The sequence below is a fragment of the Frigoribacterium sp. Leaf415 genome (assembly GCF_001424645.1).
Taxonomy (GTDB): Bacteria; Actinomycetota; Actinomycetes; order Actinomycetales; family Microbacteriaceae; genus Frigoribacterium.
This window is the reverse complement of the sequence record NZ_LMQR01000001.1, coordinates 2,798,502-2,818,966: the sequence shown is the minus strand read 5'-3', so window position 1 is coordinate 2,818,966 and position 20,465 is coordinate 2,798,502. Positions and strand designations below refer to the sequence as shown.

General features: G+C 60.3%; 17 protein-coding genes. 9 read left to right on the top strand and 8 right to left on the bottom strand.

Going from position 1 to position 20,465, the window contains the following annotated elements; all coding sequences use genetic code 11:
• The first annotated feature begins 324 nt into the window (after positions 1–324).
• Positions 325–1,002: a hypothetical protein gene (locus ASG28_RS13100; protein ID WP_055975872.1), complete on the top strand. Its 678-nt coding sequence runs from the start codon at positions 325–327 to the stop codon at positions 1,000–1,002.
• Positions 1,003–1,185: 183 nt separating this feature from the next.
• Here ASG28_RS13100 and ASG28_RS13095 read toward each other — a convergent pair whose 3' ends face one another.
• The 4 genes from ASG28_RS13095 to ASG28_RS16520 all read right to left on the bottom strand — a co-directional run bounded on the left by ASG28_RS13095 (position 1,186) and on the right by ASG28_RS16520 (position 3,364).
• Positions 1,186–1,821 (bottom strand): hypothetical protein, encoded by a 636-nt coding sequence (locus tag ASG28_RS13095; RefSeq protein ID WP_055975868.1) that lies wholly within the window; start codon positions 1,819–1,821, stop codon positions 1,186–1,188.
• On the bottom strand, positions 1,818–2,405 hold the full coding sequence (locus ASG28_RS13090) for a SigE family RNA polymerase sigma factor (RefSeq protein ID WP_082454649.1): 588 nt from the start codon (positions 2,403–2,405) through the stop codon (positions 1,818–1,820). The genes ASG28_RS13095 and ASG28_RS13090 overlap by 4 nt, the downstream gene beginning before the upstream one ends.
• Positions 2,406–2,583: 178 nt before the next feature.
• A complete protein-coding gene (locus tag ASG28_RS16165) occupies positions 2,584–2,946 on the bottom strand; it encodes a transcriptional regulator (protein WP_082454648.1) in 363 nt (120 codons plus the stop codon).
• Entirely contained in the window at positions 2,906–3,364 is a 459-nt protein-coding gene (locus ASG28_RS16520) for a hypothetical protein (protein ID WP_157485733.1), read from the bottom strand. Before ASG28_RS16520 ends, ASG28_RS16165 begins: the two co-directional genes overlap by 41 nt.
• Before the next feature lie 141 nt (positions 3,365–3,505).
• On the opposite strand from ASG28_RS16520, the gene ASG28_RS13080 reads away from it, so the two are divergent.
• Complete coding sequence (locus tag ASG28_RS13080; RefSeq protein ID WP_055975862.1) at positions 3,506–3,691, top strand: hypothetical protein; 186 nt, start codon at positions 3,506–3,508, stop codon at positions 3,689–3,691.
• Between the two features lie 300 nt (positions 3,692–3,991).
• A complete protein-coding gene (locus ASG28_RS13075) occupies positions 3,992–6,310 on the top strand; it encodes an AAA family ATPase (RefSeq protein WP_082454647.1) in 2,319 nt (772 codons plus the stop codon).
• Positions 6,311–6,525: 215 nt separating this feature from the next.
• Here ASG28_RS13075 and ASG28_RS13070 read toward each other — a convergent pair whose 3' ends face one another.
• On the bottom strand, positions 6,526–7,938 hold the full coding sequence (locus ASG28_RS13070) for a HEPN domain-containing protein (RefSeq protein ID WP_157485732.1): 1,413 nt from the start codon (positions 7,936–7,938) through the stop codon (positions 6,526–6,528).
• Between the two features lie 152 nt (positions 7,939–8,090).
• On the opposite strand from ASG28_RS13070, the gene ASG28_RS13065 reads away from it, so the two are divergent.
• Positions 8,091–8,354 (top strand): hypothetical protein, encoded by a 264-nt coding sequence (locus ASG28_RS13065; RefSeq protein WP_055975853.1) that lies wholly within the window; start codon positions 8,091–8,093, stop codon positions 8,352–8,354.
• 667 nt (positions 8,355–9,021) lie between these two features.
• Here ASG28_RS13065 and ASG28_RS16515 read toward each other — a convergent pair.
• Positions 9,022–9,825, bottom strand: a complete 804-nt coding sequence (locus ASG28_RS16515; RefSeq protein ID WP_157485731.1) for a hypothetical protein — start codon at positions 9,823–9,825, stop codon at positions 9,022–9,024.
• A gap of 1,115 nt (positions 9,826–10,940) precedes the next feature.
• On the opposite strand from ASG28_RS16515, the gene ASG28_RS16510 reads away from it, so the two are divergent.
• The 3 genes from ASG28_RS16510 to ASG28_RS13055 all read left to right on the top strand — a co-directional run bounded on the left by ASG28_RS16510 (position 10,941) and on the right by ASG28_RS13055 (position 16,683).
• Complete coding sequence (locus ASG28_RS16510; protein WP_157485730.1) at positions 10,941–14,213, top strand: N-6 DNA methylase; 3,273 nt, start codon at positions 10,941–10,943, stop codon at positions 14,211–14,213.
• Between the two features lie 358 nt (positions 14,214–14,571).
• Positions 14,572–15,288, top strand: coding sequence for a primase 1D-like protein (locus ASG28_RS16505; protein ID WP_157485729.1), 717 nt, complete (start codon positions 14,572–14,574; stop codon positions 15,286–15,288).
• A gap of 27 nt (positions 15,289–15,315) precedes the next feature.
• Positions 15,316–16,683 carry an SIR2 family protein gene (locus tag ASG28_RS13055; RefSeq protein ID WP_082454646.1) on the top strand — a complete coding sequence of 456 codons (1,368 nt, stop codon included), beginning with the start codon at positions 15,316–15,318 and terminating at the stop codon, positions 16,681–16,683.
• Here the strand turns inward: ASG28_RS13055 and ASG28_RS16500 are convergent.
• Positions 16,669–17,418, bottom strand: coding sequence for a hypothetical protein (locus ASG28_RS16500; protein ID WP_157485728.1), 750 nt, complete (start codon positions 17,416–17,418; stop codon positions 16,669–16,671). The genes ASG28_RS13055 and ASG28_RS16500 overlap by 15 nt on opposite strands.
• Before the next feature lie 986 nt (positions 17,419–18,404).
• Between ASG28_RS16500 and ASG28_RS13050 the strand changes: the two genes are divergently transcribed.
• The gene (locus ASG28_RS13050) at positions 18,405–19,082 is read left to right on the top strand and encodes a hypothetical protein (protein WP_157485727.1); all 678 of its coding nucleotides are present in this window, start codon (positions 18,405–18,407) and stop codon (positions 19,080–19,082) included.
• A gap of 120 nt (positions 19,083–19,202) precedes the next feature.
• Complete coding sequence (locus ASG28_RS13045) at positions 19,203–19,787, top strand: GntR family transcriptional regulator (protein WP_055975842.1); 585 nt, start codon at positions 19,203–19,205, stop codon at positions 19,785–19,787.
• Positions 19,788–20,000: 213 nt separating this feature from the next.
• Here ASG28_RS13045 and ASG28_RS13040 read toward each other — a convergent pair whose 3' ends face one another.
• Positions 20,001–20,459 (bottom strand): hypothetical protein, encoded by a 459-nt coding sequence (locus tag ASG28_RS13040; RefSeq protein WP_157485726.1) that lies wholly within the window; start codon positions 20,457–20,459, stop codon positions 20,001–20,003.
• Positions 20,460–20,465 lie beyond the last annotated feature (6 nt).

Genomic DNA, 20,465 nt, shown 5'->3' with positions numbered 1-20,465 from the left:
CGCACAACAAGCGCGCGCCAAGAGACGATGCAGCAGCGCCCGAGCAGGCTGCACCCACAGTCCAATTGATACGCGAGGGCGGCAGACTCCCTCAATCGCTCGGAGGTGCAGCCAATTCGCAGGAACGCCTGACGCTGTCGAACGAATAAAGGTCGACAAGGCCAAATCCCGATCGTGGTGCTCGTTTATGAGCAGAATCGCGCCGGCCAAACCTGCACTGGCGACTGGCCCCCAGCCGCACAGCCAGCCACCAGAACCCGTAGCGAGTCCGGGCGCAAGACCTAGCCATTCTTATTTCTGCTGTGCCGTGCCACGATCGGGCCCATGACGGACCCAGGCGCACCGATCGCGCAGAACGCGGTGTCTAACACCGACGAGGACTTCCCTGTCGGCGCCGCCTCCGATGCCGCCGTGCGTCGACTCGCTCAGGCCATCGCGCGGCTCGGCAACGATGCGGACTACTTCATGGACGCCCTGACCGAGAAGCTGTTGTCCATCGAGCCCCTACTGAAACCCGAACCCGGTGACGACAGCGACCGGGCCTTCCTAATTGCTTCGGGTTCCTTCTCGGCCACCGAGTACGACGCCGCCCGGCGATCCGTTGCACGCGGAAGCCTGCAACTGAGGGTCGTCGAGTCGTGGTTCTCAAGCCTCGCCGGCACCCTCTCACTCAAAGCCATTGCCGGGTTCCTGCGCTGGAGTGAGGACGAGGTCACGACAGCAGTCGCCGACGGCCGGCTCTACGCGGTCGAGATCTCGGGCCGGCTCCGGTTTCCCGAATGGCAGCTCAGCCTGTCGTCGCCCGGCAAGCTCTTGCCGGGACTGGCAGAGGTAATCGCTGCCGCTAGCCCGGAGCAGAGCTGGATCGTCCTGGCCGGCCTCATGGGCACACCCCAAGAAGACCTCTACGGCGAGGGGCATAAGACCCCCGTTGCTTGGTTGCGAGATGGAGGCGACGTCATGCGGGTGACGAAAGTCGTCATGTCGCCCTGGCTCACCTAGGTAGCTAGCTCGCGAACCGAAAGGAGGTGCAGACGTGTCCCAGGGTCACCGAATACCTAGTTCCCTGACCGAGTACGTCCTGGTGTGGTGCAAGGACCTGCTGCAGGAGTGGACCTGCACTGTTCTAGTTGTGCGGCCGGGTGGAGCGAGAGCTGCGATGAAGCTGTCGCTCCACCCTGGCTGTCAGCCTCCCGAGACCTCAGCGTCTCTGGTCACGTCGAGCCCTTCCACGAACCGAGCAGTCATCTCGTCCGTCCAGTGCAGCTTCGACGGGATCTGCACGCTCAAGTACGTGTCGGAGCTCTCCGGAACGAGCACTCCCCGGGTCCCGTCGGGCGTGCCGTCCGCTCCCAAGAGGTCGTACGACGTGGCGGGACCGCTGTCGAGCGTCAGCGGTCGAGCGTCCACGTCGTCAGGCACGGACGCGCCGCCGACCAGGGACACGAGAATACGGCCCTCGACGGAGACGGATTCCGTGTCGGTTGAGGTGCTGCCGTCGTCCGTAAGCACAAGGGCTCCTTCATTGGAGACGTAGAGCGACCAGCCGTCCGGGATCTCTTCGACGACGAAGCCGGCCGGCTGCGCCCCGGTGTAGTCAACGAGTTCGGTCGCGGTCGCTGCGGTGGTCCCCAAGGTCAGGGGCAGACCTACGGCCAGGGCCGTGGCGCCCGCGGCTGCGACGCCTGTCACACCGAACGCGGATCGGCGCCGCTTGTGGGCTCGGTGGGCGCGGGTCAGGTCACCGTGCACTTCCAGATCGCTCGGTGTGCGCCCGTGGGCAGAGGTGGCGTTGTTCATGAGGGCGGTGAGGTTGGTCATGCGTTGCTCCTAGGTGCAGTGACGATGCTGATGGAGACGGTCGGCACGTGCTCGACCGGTGCTGCGGGGGCGACGGCACCCTCTTCAGGTTCTGCGAGGAGAGGGCCCAGCCGTTCCCTGAGCTTGGTGAGAGCTCGTGACGTTTGGCTCTTCACCGTGCCCTGCGTGCATCGCATTGCACGGGATGTCTCAGCGACGTCCATCTCGTGGAAATAGCGCAGCACGACGACGGCCCGCATGCGATCGGGCAGTTCTGCCAGAGCTTTGTAGAGCAGCACAGTGGTGTCATCGGGGTCCGCGTCGTGTGAGATGACTACGTCGGGGACGGCGTCAAAGCTGCTCTCACGTCGACGCCACGCCTTCTTGGTCTCGTCGAGGAAGACGTTCGTCACGACTTTCCTCGCGTAGGCGAGGCGGTTCTCCGCTGCCCTTGCCTTCGACCACGCCAGGTAGAGGCGAGTGAGCGCCGTCTGGACGACGTCCTCTGCCGAGTGCGCGTCGCCTGCTGTCAGGAGGACCGCGGTCCGCAGGAGCACGGGTCGATGCTGGTGGACCCAGTCGCGGAACTCCGTGTCCCTATTCATTCTTTCGTTTCTCGATCATGCTCATCAGACGACGCTCGTCTCGTGATGGTTGCATCGCTGGTCCACTACGAGCCCATCGTCGACGCCGGTTCATGAGTACTCAGATGGGGCCCGGGGTTTAGTCCGTAACCGCCGCAGTGGCATCGGGGCGTTCGACAAATTGTCGGCTATCGGGCAGTCAACGGTCGATTGCCGTTGCGCTCAGGTCCGTGGCTAACGCGAGGTCTTGGAGGGCGGCGAGGTGCCCGTCGATTGCGTCCCGGCCCGCGGGTGTGAGTGCGATGCGGGTGGTTCGACGCGCGTCGCGCCTAGTCGTGGAGGCTTCTTTTGTCGTGTTGATGTATCCGAGTTCCGTAAGCGCGCGGACGGTCTTGGACAGGTTTGCATCGCTTAGCCCGAGAGTCGTGGCAAGGACCGAGAAATCGATGTGGTCAACGGGGCGGAGAAGAGCGCACAGGCGGAGCCTCGTCGGAGCATGGATCGATTCGTCGAACCGAGCTCTAGACGCCACGCCGCAGCTCCTGGCCGTAGAAGTGGTCATAGACGTATCCGCCCGGGAACATGACGAGGAAGCTCACCGCGCCGGCCGTCAACGCCCATGCAGTCGAGTCCGCATTCACGGCGAGGCCGGAAACGAAGACCATCGTGAGCACCACGATGCCCATCACGACGAGGACGATCAACGATCTGGGGCCAGGAACCCTGTTGGTGGAGATTCCCGTCGCGAGCACGAAGGCCCGCTCGAGGCCGACGAGCCCGAGACAAGCGAAAGCAATGACAACGAAGACCCACACGCCTCCAGCAAGGGGAGCCAGGGGTATCGCCGCCGTGAACAGCGCCAACCCCGGGTAATACCAGCGTGGTGAACGCGTCCTTCGCGCCAGTTCGAGCCTGTCACCCTCGAGACCACGCAGGGCATCGCGGGCAGAGGCAGTACTCTGAGCATGATTGCTTTCCATGTGGACAAGTTATTCACTTAACCAAGCGGAAAGCAAGGGTCTGCTCGCACCCCTGCTTGACGCTCAGTCACTTGTCTCCCTGACCGATCGGCTATCGGGACGCCGGGTGTGGCCTGGACCGGCGATCGATACAGTCGAAGCATGAAGAATCGCTCGCTGGTCGTCGCGGCATTCGGCGCCTTGTTCGCCTCCCTGCTGCTACGACTGATCTGGCCCAGTCAGGAGTTCCTCGCCGGGTTGTCCCTGGCGCTTCAGCTCAGCGGCATCGTCATTCTCGGGATCTACATCGTTGGATACGTCCGAGATCGAGCACGGGCACGCGTCTGACACCTCTTCAGCCCGCCAGACGATCCCCAATCGGGACACCCTCTCGAGCTGCTGCCTCGCAAGCCACTGAATTCCGCACCCTTTGGCTTTAGGACGCCAGCGGGCAGGAAGTTGGGCCTCGCGGGCGAGGCCCAAGATTATCTCGCTGGCAGTCACGAGCTTTTTCGACCGAATGCATTCCTTTGTTGGGAAATCAAGTTCGGTGGCCACGTTCACCCCGGGGACTGAACCCAACAGAGCAGCAATAGCCCCTAGATTTCTTACTGTCGGTTCGCGCGTATCCGACGGAATCGTGGGGAAATGTTCAAGCGCCTTCGACACATTGGTAACTTCCGCATCTACAACAACTGGTCTGATGCTGGGACCCCCGCCTCATTCGAGCGCGTCAATCTCGTGTTTGGCTCAAACGGTTCTGGCAAGTCGACTCTCGCGGAGATGTTCCAGGCCGGCGTCGAGGGTGTCCTTCCGGTAGATGCGGACGTACGTCTCGACTGGGAGAATGCAAGCGGCAACACCGAGGTAATCACGGACTCGACGCACGATGCTTGGGCACGAGTGCACGTGTTCAACAAGGCGTACGTGATGAGAAGCCTTCGGTTCGAGGCCGCAGAAGGACCGTCGCCTGACGCACTCCTCACTCTTGGTGAGCAAAACGTCCAGGCAGAAATCGAGTTGGAAACCAAGCGCGCCCACTCGGTAGAACTCCGCACAGAGAGGGAAGAGCTCCGCCGCCAACTAGCGACGTCCGAGAAGGCCCTCAACGAGCACCTCCGCAGCGCGGCGCAGTCGGTGGTCACGCAGCTCGGACGAGCTGCCACTCGCTACCGCGCTTCGAACGTCTACAACATCACTCAAGTCCGCGCTCTCCTGCAGAGCGATCGCGACTCTCTAAAGAACGCCTCGACCGACCCTAGCTCTGACCTCGATGTCGTGACCTCCTCACCACTCGCAGGAAGCGTTCGCGTGAACCGCCCTGACCTATCCGATAAGCGAGACCTTGACATCGCTCGCAATCTCCTCAAGGAAACGGTCACCGTCACGGCCATCGAAGCTCTTAGGGGCGACGGACGCCGCAGCGACTGGGTCCAAGCCGGCATCAGCCTGCATGCCAACCTGGACCATTGCTTGTTTTGCGGCGGACCTCTCACAGCTGATAGGCGCCACGAACTCGACGCCCACTTCGACGCAGCACTCGAGAACCTTCAGCGCCGGATTGACTCCCTCGTTCGAAAGCTTAACGAATCGAGCCTCAACGCCGAAAAGCACCTCGACTCGCTGCCTCGCAACCAAGACCTTTACGCCGAGATCCTCCCGTCGTTCGAAGCAGCAAAAGCGAAATACGCTCTTGAACTCTTCGATTACCAGGCTGCTGTGGCCAACTTGATGGCCCTTCTCGGCGAAAAGCGCTCGAATCCTTTCAAGACCCAAACCGTCGCCGACGATATTCAGTTGACTCTTCCAGACACCGCCAGTCTCGAAGCAGCCCTGACGCAGCACGATGAACGGAGCGTGTCGCACGCATCGAGTGTCGCCGCAGCAGCACGCCGCCTCGAGCTGCGTTTCGTCAGCGATATCGCCGAAAAGGTCGACGCGTGCACCTCCGACATTGACAAGGTTCGCCTAGATCTCGTTTCGAAAGACGAGGAGCAGAGATTAACGGACCAGAGGATCCTCGCTCTTGCAGACCTGGAGTCGGACCCCACTCCTCTTGCTGCGGACCTCACCGAGTCATTGGCTCGCCTGCTGGGACGAGACGAGTTGTCATTCACGACTCATCCGGACCGACGGAGCTACCGCATCGACCGGGCCGGGTCCCCTGCGACGGCGCTGAGTGAAGGTGAAAGAACTTGCATTGCGTTGCTTCATTTCTTGGCACGACTCAGATCCAGTGGGATTGCCGCCTCCAACCCCATCGTGGTTGTCGACGATCCCGTATCGAGCCTCGACCACAACGTCATGTATGGCATTTCGTCCCACCTCTGGTCAGAGGTGGCCGTCAAAATGAGCGTCGCCCAGGTCTTCGTCCTGACGCACAGCTTTGAGATGTTCCGGCAGTGGCTCATTCAGCTAGAGGGAGCGAAGAGGCGCGTTGGCAAGAGCACCGTGCACGAACTTCGGGTCCGAAACCAACATGTCGGAGGAAAGACCAGACGGGTCCCCACATTTGAAAAGTGGCCCCAGCACGACGCTGACGCGGCCCGCCTTCGATCGCAGTACCACTATCTATTTGCCCAAGTCGGCAAAGCCGTCGCCGTATCTTCATCTGGCGCAAGCCTCATGCAGCAGCTCGACGTCTTAGCCCTAGCGCCGAACAGCGCCCGGCGAATGCTCGAGGCCTTTCTCAGCTTTAAATTTCCAACGCAAGTTGGAAACTTCGACGCGTCAATGCGGGAGGCGCTTCAGGCAATCTCCGAAGGACCGATACGCACCCGGATAGTTCGATACGTCCACTCGTACTCCCACAACGAGGACGCCGACATCGGCAAGCCCCTCGAACCCGGTGAAGCGACCGCTGTCCTCCAATCCATATTCTGTCTCATGAAGACACTCGACTCGCAACACTTCATGGCGATGTGCCGAGCTCTAGGCCTCGACCCTCAGGTGCTAGCGGGTACCTGAGTTCTGTATCTCTAGCGGAAGCCGCGAGTTGTATTTTCTGGTGCCCCTGTCCCTGGGTACGCGAAACGTCTCGTCGGCCGGCCGCTCCCCAGCAGCACCTCAAGATCGGCGCGTCTAGCAGCCCTTTTAGACCGCAGCCACGGCAAGCATCTCCGAGGTTGGTTGCAAGATGAACCCTGGCTGCCCGCAGGCCGATCCTCTATCGGACGCGTTCATCAGGCGTCGGCCTGCTCGCCCGTTCCAGGTTGTTCGTCGGGCTCCAGCCGGACTCCTCGGCCCCGGAAGATGCGTCGAACTCGCGGAGTCTCCATCCGGGGTGCGCCGAGCCATTGACGAACGGCGAGGGAAAGAAGAACACGGGTGGAGTCGTCGACCCTTCCGAGCCAGTCGGCCGCGTCGCTGTCGCTGATGCCGTCAACGTGTGAGCCTTCGTGGGCAAGTTTGTTGCGCACCTCCCTCACTTTCTTGACCCACAATTCGGTGTCAATGTCCGCAGCAACCATGAGGTCCGGGCCTACGTGAGCCACGAGAGCGTGGAGCTTCATGTCGAATGTTGGCTCGTTTTTGATGCCAGTTGACACCAGTGCTGCAAAGTCCTGCTGTTCCTGAGAGGCGTCCGTCTTCTTCCGTTCCTTTTCGAGCTGACTGTGTTCCTTTTTGCGTGGGTTGAAGAAGGAATCGTCGAATCTCTTTTCGGGAAGGCCAAGGCACGCATAGAGCTTTTCAGTCGAGGCCACAGCGGCGAGTACGTGGCCTTCCATGTAGGCCTGACGGGTGTAGTGCCTGCCAGCGAGAATCTGAGGGATGGGATACAGATCGCTGATGCCCGCCCACCAGCGAGGGAACAAGATCGTAGGGGACAGCTCGGCAGGAGACAGCACGAGTTGAGAGTGATGCGTCCGCTGCTTCGTGCGCTTTCGGTCCTGGTGGTAGGAGTACGGCATCTTGATCGAGCCGGGCTCAAACGACAGTCTTTGCTCCGTGTAGCTCGCGGCTCGCTGGTAGCAGTACGTAATCAATGCTCGGAGGTCAAACGCGAGGCTCTGGTGGGTTAGAAGTGTCTGCCCTTCGTCGAATGTGAAGACCACTCGTGCATCCGTACCTAGGAAGCGGCGATAGCTTTCGCGGCCGTCATGCTGCCGCTCGACGTAAGCGGCATTCTCGATCGTTACTCGCACGTCTGCCCCGGTGTCGTAGACGGAGGGAATGATCGCGGGCTCAAAGGAGGGTGGGGTCTCTTGATCGAATGGCACGACGTCTGGGTGCCTGACCCAGGCTGCGAGGTCCCAAAAAGACACGGTGGACTGCCGAAATAGCTTGTCCCCGGGTGAGGCAATGTGTGCTCCTCGTATGAGGTACGCGAATTGCTGCTCGTGAGAGAGGTGGTCCTCGCCTCTCTGCTTTTCGTTGAAGAGGAAGTTATGAGCGGGGTCCGTATGCCAAAGGGTTAGCGCCTCGCCTTTGGTCGTCTCACCGAGAATGACCTCGGCTCCATGAAAACTTTCGCCCAAGCGCACGTCGTCGACTGGTGCCGTGAGCTTGAGCCAAGGAGTCCCCTTCTTAGACGTAAGGCGGCCGGCGTAGCTGTCGGTCGGGCTCCCCGGATTCCAAAATCTCCCTTTAGCCATGAAGGCAGGCTAAAGCCGGTTGCAGGCCTGCGGGCTGAGCAGTAGGAAGACATGTCAGGGGTCGTCCCTACGCTCCCGCCGCGGGAGTTCGAGGGTCTGGCGAGACGGCGGCGAAGATTCTGCGTCGGCCGATCCCGACGCACCCGCTCGCAGTGCCTCCGATCCCTGGCACGTTCGGTGTCTGGCAGGTCCGCCGGGACCGTGCCGCCCCCCTCGGCTACGTGCTCTCTCGTCACGAGCTGGGCGGGATCAGCTATCACTGCTACGCCCACGGCCGAGACGATGCCGGCGGCCGGCCCTGGCTACGCCGAGAGGACAGCCTGAACAGCGCCGTCGCGTGGATGATCCAGCACGAGGCCGAGCTGTCGGCCCTGACGGGCCGGCTGCACCCCGAGCCGGAAGAGTGGCCGTCGTAAACGTCATAGCCGCGGGTAGCGTCGAGGCACGAGCTGGTTCGTCAGGCGCCGCCCCAAGGGCGACACGAGCGGCGAGGCCGTGGCCGTCGAGGTGAACGCCCCGACGTCGGCCGATGCGATCGACCAGGTGCGCGCCACGCTCTCTGAGGATGGCATCGTGATCTCAGTCGCTCCCTACTGAGCCCGAGAGAGCCGTCAGGGGCCGCGCGTAGCCTGGCCCCCGTCAGCTTTCCCCCAAGCTCCCCGAGAGCTGCCGGGCGGTCCTGAACCCGCTAGGCAGCAGCAGCCCCGCATTCCGGCTCCCCCCAGCCGGGCGGGGGCTTCTTCGTGCCCGTCAATCCTTCACGAGTCCCCCCTCGGAGACTTCGCTTCGGACATGGCACCCAGTGCGCTCAACTGCAAATCAGATTGTCGCTTTCGATCGAAAGCGACAACCTAGACAGCATTTCGACAAAGTGATTCGCGGACGACAAACAACCTGTCGTCAGCGGTGCATATTGTCGCTAATCACTCGTTGCTGAACGGTGCTTGTCGCTCAGGGCCTGAGCGCAATGCAAACCTCTTTGTCACCCCGTGACGATGTATGCATTCGTCGCCTCCAAGCACTTGGTCGAGAGAGGCAAGCCGTGGTTTTGACGACTGCCTTCCGACGAAATACAAATCCCACCTAAGGCTTCGCCCGAAGATGCTGAGACAGATGATCGACGACCAGCATTGCGTTTCTTTTCGCTCCCTCGCGCGCTACCTCCGCCATCAGCACTACAGCCGACCACTCGACATCCATTGCAATTGGACCGGCCTCTGTCGGGGAAGAATTCGTATCTTGTGATGTGACAAGCCGAGCCGCCGTCTCACTCAGAGAAATAACCTCGAACAAATCCGCGTGTGCGTTGACAAGTGTTTCCAAGGCTTTTTCTAGGAGAGGAAGATTCAGTTCCGAGCCGGCATTCGCCCAAGTATCGAAGTCCCGGTCCATCGATGCGTGTCCCGCCCACTTGTTGCGCATGTGCCGCACGTACTTGAGGGGAACGTTTGTATCCGCGTTGATTGCAACCCTGATACTTTCAACCAATTGATATGCGGCTCGAGCATCACTTCCCTTCTCCGTTGCCAGAGCCTCCTTGACTGTAGCCACGGTGTGATGCAAAGATCGTGTCCGGTTTGAAGAATCGTTGACCGTACCTATGGCAATAACTGCCAAGCGCATGAGATCTAATCGCACGGGGCCCATTGCATGCATAGTCTTAACCTCGATCTCACCCTCTCGCTGGTTTAACTGCGCATGAAGTGTTTTTGCGAAGTAATAGGCGCGGACAGCGTCCAAGAGAAGCGTTTTGCTCGATGCCTCCAGTCTTTTCCCCAGCGGCATCGACGAAGCATGTGAGTCCAAAACTTGGTGGACTAACGGCTCACCCATTGGATCCGGAACAACGTCGTCTGAGTATTCGGACTCGAAGCTTTGAATGCGCATGCCGAGAAGATACCTGGCCATTCCTACACGGGTGCGAAGATAGATGCCGCGGGAGTATCGGCACTACGCGCAATAGCAGATTCGCAACGTCCCGGCAGGTCAGCCGTAGACGAATGAAAACATGAATGCCACTATGAGAAGGCGAGTCGCATCCTCAGCGCGCGCTTCCGAGCCGGCCACGCGGACATGGGCAGGACTACCGCTGCCGCCTGCACTGGCATAGCCAAAACTGAATTTGTGTCATCATCTGAGCATGACTGATACGAAGATGACAAAGTCCGCTGGCGAGCACTGGGTTTGTTCAATGTTGGCACGGCTTGGTTGGGGTGCTGCCCTAACTCGAGATGGCCTTGAGCGAACAGACATTCTTGCCGTCCATACGGGCGACATCACGCGTCCAGCCATCGAGGTGCAGGTGAAGGCTGTGCGGTCTGCCCGGAACCCCAACTATCCCCTTGGACTAAAGTCCCAGCGGCCTGCACTCTCCGATCGCGAGTGGTTCGTTTTCGTTAGCCTTCCCGAGCAATCGGACTTCGCTGCCGCCCCACGGTCGTTCATTGTCCCGAGGGACCACGTCGCAGCGGCGGCGCACATTTCTCATGAGGACTGGCGCACCGACCCCACAATCACTCCTGGAACTCGTAACGCCTCAGTCGATCGCTCACGGGTTGGTTTATGGGTGTGGGAAGGTTACGAAGATCGGTGGGATCTACTCAATAAGCCGACAACAGGCGTCCCTGTAATGCTCCCTGCGCATTTCGAGGAGCTCGCCTACGACCCCCGAGTAGGGCTCCCAGAACAGCACCCATGGCTGCTGTCCAAGCCCAATTGGGCCAGTCAGGTGCAACGAGGCGACGACCAGGCGTAATCGAGTTTGGACCGGCGGCTTTGCCTTGCTTCTCCCAAATATTTGGACCAATGGCGAGCAAACAGGTGCAGCAGATCAACCCCCCGGATTTTCGAGTGGGTCCCTACAACTCGTGGACGACATAGAGCCCCTTTGCCCACCATGTCGCCATCCGACCGCCGTCGAAAACGTTCCCTCTGAGCGCGTTGCGAGGAGTGCCTCCGCGTGCCCAGCTTGGGTGCTTTCGCAACGCGGCTATCGTTCCAGAGTGCGCCTAATCGAGACTCAAGACGAATGGGCCGGCCGCCTCGCAAGAGCTGCTGGCGCGGAACATGCGAACGAAGCGGAATTGCGACACCGGCTTTACGCCGTCCTTGCTCCATATTGTCTTGAGGTTGTGGGTTTAGCCGAGTCGCAGCTGCGGCACGAGGGGACAAGCTCCAGTGGACGTTTCGACATGTTGCTCGGGTCAACACTGATCGAATTCAAATCTCCGGGTGAACTCAACACCCTCACCAAGCGTAGACAGCATGCCTCCCAGGCCCTCCGATACCTCGAAGACGAGGCGATTGGAGCGAGCGTCGTTCTCCTGACGGACGGACGAACTTGGGGCATCTTGCGAGACCCTTCGACCAACGGCGGTATACCCACCCTCGACGTTGATCTGTTTCCGGCGACAGACGATGAGTTATTCCAATGGCGGCCGAACTCGGACGCAACCGCCCGCCGTGTCCTGGACCTTCTGGACACCGTGGTCTTTACTCAGGTAACGCCAGCTTCGCTCATGAATCATCTAGGCCCGTCAACGGCCCATGGACGTGCTCTCCTGGCAGCACTTGCGACCGCGGTGGGAGAGCGAACTGCTGACGGCCGCACCGATATTTTGTTTCGGCAGTGGCTCTTGCTTGCAGGAGTTTCGTATGGCATCGGTAGCGACGCTGCATCTTGGCCGAAAAGCCGCGGCGACATGCTCGGCCCCCTCGCGGCCTTCATCCCAGATGTGGGCTACGCGCAGACCATCTTCACCTTGCATACATACGTGGCCCTGTGCTCGAAATTGATAGCCGGGGAAGCTCTGGCACTTACCAGGGGGCGCCCGGAGCAGCGCCCCTCGCAGTGGCCAACCTTGCAGCGACAAGCCTTCCTCAACATTTTCGACCGCCTTGAATCAGGCTCTTTGGCCGAGGAAATGGGCGCGCCCCGCATGATGGGCGGCGACCTCTTTGGGTGGTACGCGGACGCTGCTCACGACGGCGCCGAGATTAGTTCGGCCTTGCGTGGCCTAGTGGCTGCGTTTTCCGAGCTTGCTTGGGCCCGATTGGCATTGGCAACGCTGGTGAGTTCAGACCTGTTGCGTGGGTTCTACACGGGCGTGGTTCCCCGTGGCTTGCGGAAGGGCTTGGGAGAGTTCTTCACACCGGAATGGATCGCAGATCGCGTCGTAGATAAAGCTCTAACCTTATCCAACAAGGATGCGAGCGACGTCCGTTTCCTTGATCCCACTTGCGGATCGGGCACTTTTCTTGTCGCCGCCATGCGTCGAGCAATCACGTCTGGCTCCCTCAAAGGGCTAGAACCGCAAGACTTGGCTCGTGTAGCGATCTCATCTGTAACCGGCTTCGATGTCAATCCGGTCAGTCCCCTAATGGCCCGCGTGAATCTACTTCTCACCCTGGGCGACTTGGCTGATCAGCTGCCCGAATTACAGTTCAACGTTTTTCAAGCGGACAGTATCCTCATCCCTGAGGAACCCTCGGGTCAGGTGCGTCTAGACCAATCAAATGCTGAACTCACTGTGCCTCTTGTCATCGGCGACATTTCGCTGCCACGATCTCTGGCCACGCTTCCAGCGGTCTCGGGTCTTGCTCGCATCGCCGACCACTCGATTCAGCGCGGCCGTTCGGAACATCTATTTTCCGAACGATTGCGAGCAGAATTTCCGTCGATGGGTGTTGAACCTGGCGACGTGGCCGGTGCACTTGAAGCTGCCGTGTCGATCTATCGGGTACTCAGCCGCCTCCACCAGGAAGGACGAGACGGCGTTTGGGCACATGTTATTGAACAATCTTTCGCTCCCCGAGTCATGATGCCGGTCGACGTCGTCGTTGGAAATCCACCCTGGATCTCTTGGAAAAACCTCCCGCTGCAGTGGCGAGATCGGTCCAAAAGCACCTGGTCGCAATGGGGCCTTTGGCAGTCAAAGACTCGTGGAGGCGGCATCCCTATGAGTGATATTTCGAGCTTGCTCCTCGCCCGGTGTGTGGCTTCGTACTGTCCCGACGGGCTCGTTGCGCTCCTCTTGCCCGAAGGCGTGCTGGTCAACGAGCCTGGGGGACGCGCCATCAGGCGCTGTTCTCTTGGGCGAGTCGGCGGTCAAGCCATTCAGTTCTCGCCAGTCCACATTGACGACTTCTCGACATTGAACCCCTTCCCTGACGCCGCGACGAGACCGATCGCGCTCTACGTGGAAACAGGAAAGGCACCAGTTTTCCCGGTGGGCGGAACGAAATGGAACCGCGCGACGTCGAGGGTCACGCTTCCGACAGACATGAGCTTTCAGGCGGCACGCCGACGGTTGGTGAGTGAGGAAACGGCTTTCACACCGGTTGATGCTCATGACCCAGCATCGCGCTGGCGACCTGCACTGCCTGCGGGCCAGTTTGAGGCAGCAGGCGCGACACGGGGCCCTCGTTACACCTGGGGTCAGGGTTTCCACAGCCGGGGCGCTGACGGCATATTTTTCTGCGAAGTTATCAGCGAGATGCCATTCGCGGGAGGTTTGGTTCGTATTCGCACTCGTCCTGACTTAGGACGGAATACAAAACACATTGACTCGGTAGAAGCTCTGGTGGAAGCCAACTACCTCTGGCCATTAGTCAGAGGAGCCAACGTGCAGCCGTTCCGTGTGGACGCCTCTAACCTTTACGCGTTGATCCCCCACGACCCGTCGAATCCATCCAAGGTCCTAAGTGTGTCTCAGGCCTTAAGTGAAGCACCGCGAATGTATGACTATTTCGAGCCCCACCTGGAGTTCCTGGAAAAGCGCAGCGCTTACGACATGAAGCTCGATAAAGAGTTTCCTTGGGGAATTCAGGGAATCGCGTGGCGCCATATGAGCCGGAGCCGAATTCTGGTCCTCAGTCGCTATATGGAACCGAATTCCATGCCGCCGGCATCTGTTTATCAGCCAGAGGACGATTCGCGGCTTGGCCTAAAGACGACCTGTTACCCGAATAATAAGGTGAACTTCCTCGCTTGTGATTCCCTGGAGGAGGCCGACTACATCGCGGCTTTCATGAACTCTGGTCCAGCACGGCAGTCAATCGCCCGTCGCGTCAGCTCAACGACAATTGCACCCAACACGCTGAATTCCCTAGCCTTACCAAAGTATGACGTTTCAGTTCGTTCGCACCGTGATCTTCGCGATTTGGGTGAGGAGTGCAGGTTGGCCCCGCACGCATGGCTGACATTGACCTCCGAACTCGATGCCAAGGTCATCTCTCTAATCGAGACTGATCGCCAAGCTCCGCAGCCCTCATGACTAAGTCAAACTCCCGAGCTTGAAGCTCTCTAACGAAGTGAGCGAGTTGAGCGTGGAGCTCGACGCTGGCGACTTACTTCCACTGTCGAAACCGCTTCTCAACTCGGCTTGGGTCGTCAGAGACTGAGGCCGTTCACTGGTTCGCGCCAAAGGCTAAACGCCAGGGATTCGTCGTATGGGGACCGTAGCGGGATTGCTGGAGGGACCGTCGAGGGCCTGCGAGGTCCTTACTGTCCCCGTAACCAGGATCGACCCTGAGGACGTCAACCCTGAAGACTCCCTGGGCGGAATCCCGATGTCAGAGGTCTTCCTTACGCTTGGCGAACCACAACATCCCGCAGCCCCTCCCGGAGACACCATGTCCCAGATCAGCAAGCCCATGCTCGATCTTGTCGATCGAATCGCGCTCGCGCTTCCACGCGGCACACGCATGCAATTTGCCACCGTGGAACGCGCACCTCGACTTCAGAATCGAGTCGACGCCGGAAGTGACAACCAACTACTAATCGAGTCGGCCAGAAAGCAGCGGCTGGAACATGGGTCGCCGTTTTGGCAAGCACTATTCCACGCCGGCGGAGCGCAGGACGACGGAGTACCCGACGAGATTATCCAGGCTGCCCTGTACCACCAGAGCCCGTCGGCCGATGATGAGCTGACTCTCACCGCAGGGATTGACTCGCCGTCCACTCTCTTGCGACTTGCCGCGTCGGTGGATGAGGATGACGTCCTGATGCTCACGTCGAGGGTCCTGAAGCCTGACGGCCTCGAGGCCCACATCCCACTTTTGGATTTCTCTATCAAGTCGCGACTCCAGGGGGCAAGGATCTCAGCCCTTCGAGCAGCTAGGGCACTCAACGTCCCTGGTGAGCTGACCTCAACGGGACGTTCCTACCACTACTTCGGCCTGGCACTCGTGAGCGAACGCGAATGGCGTCAGTACATGGCGAGGGCTCTTCTCCTCGCACCAATTACGGATGAGCGGTGGATAGCCCACCAGCTACTCGCCGGCTATGCGAGCTTGAGAATCTCAGAAAGCGACAAGGGTGAATCGCCGGTCCCTCTCGGCACCATTTGACGGTCACCAGATAGAAACGAGGACGTCATGGCGTCACTACTCACTGACTTCTCCACTGCGATCTTGGCTCGCCGAGCTGCAGTGTTCATTGGCGCGGGCCTGTCAAAGCCGGCGGGGCTCCCGGGATGGAACGAGCTCATAGAAGATGCCGCAGTCCTCGCCTCCGTTCCCTCAGAACTAAGCGACGCTCCGCTAGCCGCCGAATACATCTCAGGCGAGATCGGCGAGACAGTCCTGAATCGAGAATTGCTGAAGAAGCTCGTCAAGCCGGCAACTCCCACCGAGCTTCATCGTTTGCTGGCCGAGTTGCCACTGTTCGACTATTGGACCACGAACTACGACAATCTGCTTGAGCGAGCCATGACGGATACCGATCAGCTTTATTCACGCATCGTTGCCGACGCCGCCCTCGAGACACAAGTGCAGGTCGGGAGCTCGAAGCAGCTCTTCAAGATGCACGGTTCGTTGAACAGCGCGGGCAATGACTGGGAGAGCCCTCCGGTCCTCACGCGATCTCACTTCGAAACGTACGAAGCAGACCATCCTCGTTTCTGGGCCCAACTCCGCGCCCAATTCCTCACAAGGTCTTTCCTCTTTCTGGGTCTGAGCTTCGAGGACCCAAACTTGAACGTTCTCCTGCGCCTGGCACGATCTCTGGACCGGGCGACACCGCGCGCTATGCACTGGGCCATCATGAAACAGGAAGGCGATCCGACGAAGCTGAAGCTCCAGGCACTCCGCATAGCCGATCTCCGAAGGGCAGGAATCGAGGTGCATCTCATCGACGACTACGACGCTCAAGACGCCATCCTGGCGGACATACAAACGCGAACCCGCAACCCAAACGTATTCGTGGCAGGAAGCCACTTGGATGCCGATGCTCTCTCCGTCGCCGAACAGATCGCCACACAGCTAGCAGACGATCAGCAAGTGGCACTCCTGTCGTTCGGTGGTGAAGCCGCGTTCGCGTTCTCCCACGCATTCAAAGAGGCGCTCGAGCCGGCTGAATATAGGCCAGAGCGGGTGCGGCACTACTACCGCCAAGGCAGTGAGATCACCCTGGAAGAGCGCATCGGTACGGCCATTTTCACCGACATGGAACTGACGGAGATGCGCGACTACGTCATCCCGAAGTCGCGCGCCATGGTCGTTCTGGGCGGAGGCGCCCGGACCCTGGAAGAGGCAGAACTAGCGCGGTCTCAAAACGTCGCTGTCATACCAGTGGCATCAACCGGCGGTGCGGCTCACGAGCTCTGGACTGCTCACCGAGACAATCCCGGAGCCTTGAACCTGCCCGTAGAGAGCACCAGTCGACGTTGGCGCCGCCTCGTGGTGCCAGGTACGCAATCAGTTCAGGCTGCTCTGCAGATACTTCGGGCATCAATGTTCGAATGAATGCCGACGGGGAACCGACCATTCGAAGTGGCGGGATTGCTGCTGTTCGAACAGTTCGGCGGCCCTCGGCCGATAACTGGGGTTGATTCGCCTTCCGAGAACGGCAAGTGAGACGACTTGGGCTCCAGCTATCTCGAGAGCGGCCGCGGCGCTCTGTGCTCTGGCGCCTGAGGTGTAGACGTCGTCCAGCAGCAGGATTCGGTCTCCACGCACGGCCCCGCTGGCCTCGTAGGCATCCGCCGAGGCTGCTCGGAATCCGAGGGGTACAGGCGTCCGTTGCACGACCGGATTGACTTCCAGACCCATGTCTAGCGTTTCAACGACTATCTGGAGCGGATGTGGTGGCGGCCGGCGCGTGGAGGGCACCACGACGAGGTAGTCAGGGGCGAGGTCGTTGAGCCACTCGGTGTTAGCGCCGATGAACCGACCCAGGATGTGCGCAACTGCCGCGACGGCCTCCCGGTCTTCGAGACGTTCGTCCTCGCTCTTGTAGAAGGTCAACCAGTCTCGAAGGCGGCTTGGCTTCTTATACAGAGTGATGGGTTCGACTGCGACGCGAAAGCCAGAGAGCTGTTCTGTGTTCAGGCGGCAGTTCTCGCAGAGGTCCTCGAGTGGCTCGTACTTAATGCTTCGGCATCCGGGACACGCGTCCTTGACATCGAAGGGCGGTAGCACGAGCTCATCGTTCTCGTCTCCTTCTACGAAGGTAATTACTCCGGAAGGCGCCTCGTGCACATAAAGACACTAGCGACTCGCGATTCAAACGCGACTCCGACAGCAATATGGGTGCCTAGGGCGTCGGAACCCGGGAGCCTTTGTCCCGTGCAGCAAGTGGGCTGACGAATGGCAAGCCAGGACTGCTTTTGGGACACCTAAAAGCCCATGTCTAGGACCGGGTTCCGCCCCGAGGGCTCGTCTCCACGTCGATAGTTCTCGATCGAAATCGTGCTTGCGTGATCTGTCTGCAGCATGACGGCCGTGGGGGCATGTCCTCCGCGGAGAGCTTCCCTGACGAAGCCTGCGCGCAAGGAGTGGGCGCCGATGTTTGTCGGGTCCATCCCCGCGGCCGCGAGGCGACGCTTGACGACATCGTTTACGACGTCCCCGCTCATCTTGTGCGCCTGTATGTGACCGCCTCTGAGAATGGGGCGCAGGACCGCACCTGGCGCAGTTAGTCAAAGCCTTCAGCGACGACATGCAGCCTTCGACCATTCTCGGCTTCATGCAGACCCCCCAGAAAGATGCCCGGCTGAACGGATTCCAGCTGACCCCCGTGGAGTGGCTTGTTCGAGGTGGGGACGTCCAGCGGCTCGTCGATATTCTCGACAGCTTCCTCATGTCATGAAGGGGCGGTGCTGTTCGCGTGCATTTCTGCCTCGGACGGGCGCTGAGACGCGGCTATACCCCTGCTGCGAACGGCGGACTTCTAGCTCAGGCCGCCGTCATGGACGCCAGGATCACTGGAGAGTGTCGTGACTATCGGCTTGGCTCTTGCGCTTGTAGATGCAGCCGATTCTCAGGAACGTCTCGTGGCGGTGGAGTGCGCGACTTCCGCGCGGCTCGCTCGTGATCTAGTTGCTCGTTTATGAGCGGACTCGGGCCACCCGAAGCGACCCCGGCATCCCGCTCCGAGCCAAGGAGCTCTCAAGAGGAACGTGTCTTGAGGGAGGGCGACGGGTCTAGCCATTCGTATCTTCGCTGCGCCGTGGCAGCATCGGCCCATGAAGGACTCAACCCCGTCAAACGTGCAACCCGCGGAATCAGATCCCAAGAAGGCCTTCAGCGTCGGGGCCGCCTCCGATGACGCCGTACGTCGACTCGCCCAGGCCATTGAACGTCTCGGCAACGATGCGGACTACTTCTTGGATGCATTGACCGAAAAGCTGTTGTCCATCGAGCCCCTGATGAAGCCTGAACCCGATGACGACAGCGACCGGGCCTTCCTAATCGCTTCCGGTTCCTTCTCGGCCGCTGAGTTCGACGCCGCCCGGCGATCCGTCGCACGGGGAAGCCTGCAACTTAGGGTCGTCGAGTCGTGGTTTTCGAGCCTCGCCGGCACTCTCTCGCTCAGAGCCATTGCCGGATTTCTGCACTGGAGCGAGGACGATGTCACCACCGCAGTCGCCGATGGCCGGCTCTACGCGGTCGAGATCTCGGGCCGGCTCCGATTTCCCGTTTGGCAGCTCAGTCTTTCGTCGCCCGGCAAGCTTCTGCCGGGACTGGCAGAGGTAATCGCTGCCGACAACCCGAAGCGAAGCTGGATCGTCTTGGCCGGCCTCATGGGCACACCCCAAGAAGATCTTTACGGCGAGGGGCACAAGACCCCCGTTGCTTGGTTGCGAGATGGAGGCGACGTCAAGCGCGTGACGGACGTCGTGATGTCGACCTGGCTCAGCTAGATAGTTTGCTCGGGACCGCACCCGACTGAGCTGCGGCGCACGACGCGTCACCTCAAGCCGCGGATCGCCCGTTAAGATAAGTACTGGAATACCAGACTATGAATGTGGCAAACTGGTGGCATGCCTATTCCCACCTCCGTCCCCGAGGAGGGCCCTCGCCGCCTCCTCCGCGACGTCGTCTTCGAAAAGATGCTCGCCGCCATCGTCGACGGCACCCTTGAGCCGGGCGAGCGCCTTAATGACGACCAGCTTGTCAAGTGGCTCGGAGTGTCGCGCACTCCCGTTCGCGAAGCAATCGCGCAGCTTTACACCTACGGTCTGGTCGAGATCGAAGCGAACCGATACACCCGAGTCGCTGCTCGCGACGACGCCGTCTATGCGGAAGCCGCGCAGTTCCTCGCCGGCCTTCACACGCTTGCCAAGGAGTGGGGCATGACCAACCTCGACGCCTCCACCCGTAAGACACTGTCGAAGTCTCTCGCCGCGGCCAAGAAGCAGTTGAAAGCCCATGATTTACAGGGTCCGGGGACCCTATTGGACGTGCAGGGCGAGCTAGCCAAGGCCAGCGGGAATGCGCTGTTCGTAGGGACAGAAGAACCCCTTCGCATTCGAGTCAATTTCCTCCGACCCCGCGAAGTCGACTCCTATGACTGGGATGCCTTGGAGGCCCTTGCCGACGAGCTCTTGGAAGCCCTGAAGAGCTAGCCTTGCCTTCCGGCGTAGTTCCGCGGGCCCCGAACGATGACGTCCTGAACCATCGTCCTCGGCTCCAGTCGGTATCGAGGACTTAAGCAAGGGTGCGCCCGCAATGATCGGCGTGCTAAGAATAATATGCAGTATCCGCCAGAGACATTGCGGCATGAGTTCACAAAGGCGAGCTCGCATCGATTACCGCAGGTCGGCCATCGCGATGCAGCCTTAGTTGGTCTCGGACGATTCCTCGGTCAACTCGATTGCGATGTCCCCGCGAGAGACCATTGGAAGGTGCAAGGGCTGCTGGAACACTCGGCCCGTGATCGACGCCACAGCCTCACGAAGGTAAGGAAAGACGGTCATAACGGCGACCTCATTGGCAAAAAGCTGCAGGCTCCGCGGGGTCAGAACATGATCGTCCAGAAGGGCGTATTCACCAGCGACACTCACATTGGCTTCACCGAGAGCCATCGCAATCGTCGCGTTCAGTCGAATGCCAAAACTGGTCTCGTCTGCCCGCTGTTGCACGACGATGTTCAGTTGCCCGTCCTCAGCGGTTTCGAGGTCAGGGGCGGAATCTGCCCGACGCGCCGACATCTCGTAGTACTCGATTGACTGCAAGGAAGAGTGAGCAATCACTGCCTGGATCGCTGCAGTATCAGCGGCGGTCAGTGCGTTGGGCACGACGGT

Bases quoted from the DNA above. Each gene is read 5' to 3' on its own strand.
- ASG28_RS13045 (WP_055975842.1), top strand. From the start codon at position 19,203: ATGCCTATTCCCACCTCCGTCCCCGAGGAGGGCCCTCGCCGCCTCCTC.
- ASG28_RS13055 (WP_082454646.1), top strand. From the start codon at position 15,316: ATGGCGTCACTACTCACTGACTTCTCCACTGCGATCTTGGCTCGCCGA.
- ASG28_RS13070 (WP_157485732.1), bottom strand. From the start codon at position 7,938: ATGGCTAAAGGGAGATTTTGGAATCCGGGGAGCCCGACCGACAGCTAC.
- ASG28_RS16520 (WP_157485733.1), bottom strand. From the start codon at position 3,364: ATGGAAAGCAATCATGCTCAGAGTACTGCCTCTGCCCGCGATGCCCTG.
- ASG28_RS16515 (WP_157485731.1), bottom strand. From the start codon at position 9,825: ATGCGCATTCAAAGCTTCGAGTCCGAATACTCAGACGACGTTGTTCCG.
- ASG28_RS13075 (WP_082454647.1), top strand. From the start codon at position 3,992: ATGTTCAAGCGCCTTCGACACATTGGTAACTTCCGCATCTACAACAAC.
- ASG28_RS13090 (WP_082454649.1), bottom strand. From the start codon at position 2,405: ATGAATAGGGACACGGAGTTCCGCGACTGGGTCCACCAGCATCGACCC.
- ASG28_RS13050 (WP_157485727.1), top strand. From the start codon at position 18,405: ATGAAGGACTCAACCCCGTCAAACGTGCAACCCGCGGAATCAGATCCC.
- ASG28_RS13100 (WP_055975872.1), top strand. From the start codon at position 325: ATGACGGACCCAGGCGCACCGATCGCGCAGAACGCGGTGTCTAACACC.
- ASG28_RS13095 (WP_055975868.1), bottom strand. From the start codon at position 1,821: ATGACCAACCTCACCGCCCTCATGAACAACGCCACCTCTGCCCACGGG.
- ASG28_RS16165 (WP_082454648.1), bottom strand. From the start codon at position 2,946: ATGACCACTTCTACGGCCAGGAGCTGCGGCGTGGCGTCTAGAGCTCGG.
- ASG28_RS16505 (WP_157485729.1), top strand. From the start codon at position 14,572: ATGTCCCAGATCAGCAAGCCCATGCTCGATCTTGTCGATCGAATCGCG.
- ASG28_RS13080 (WP_055975862.1), top strand. From the start codon at position 3,506: ATGAAGAATCGCTCGCTGGTCGTCGCGGCATTCGGCGCCTTGTTCGCC.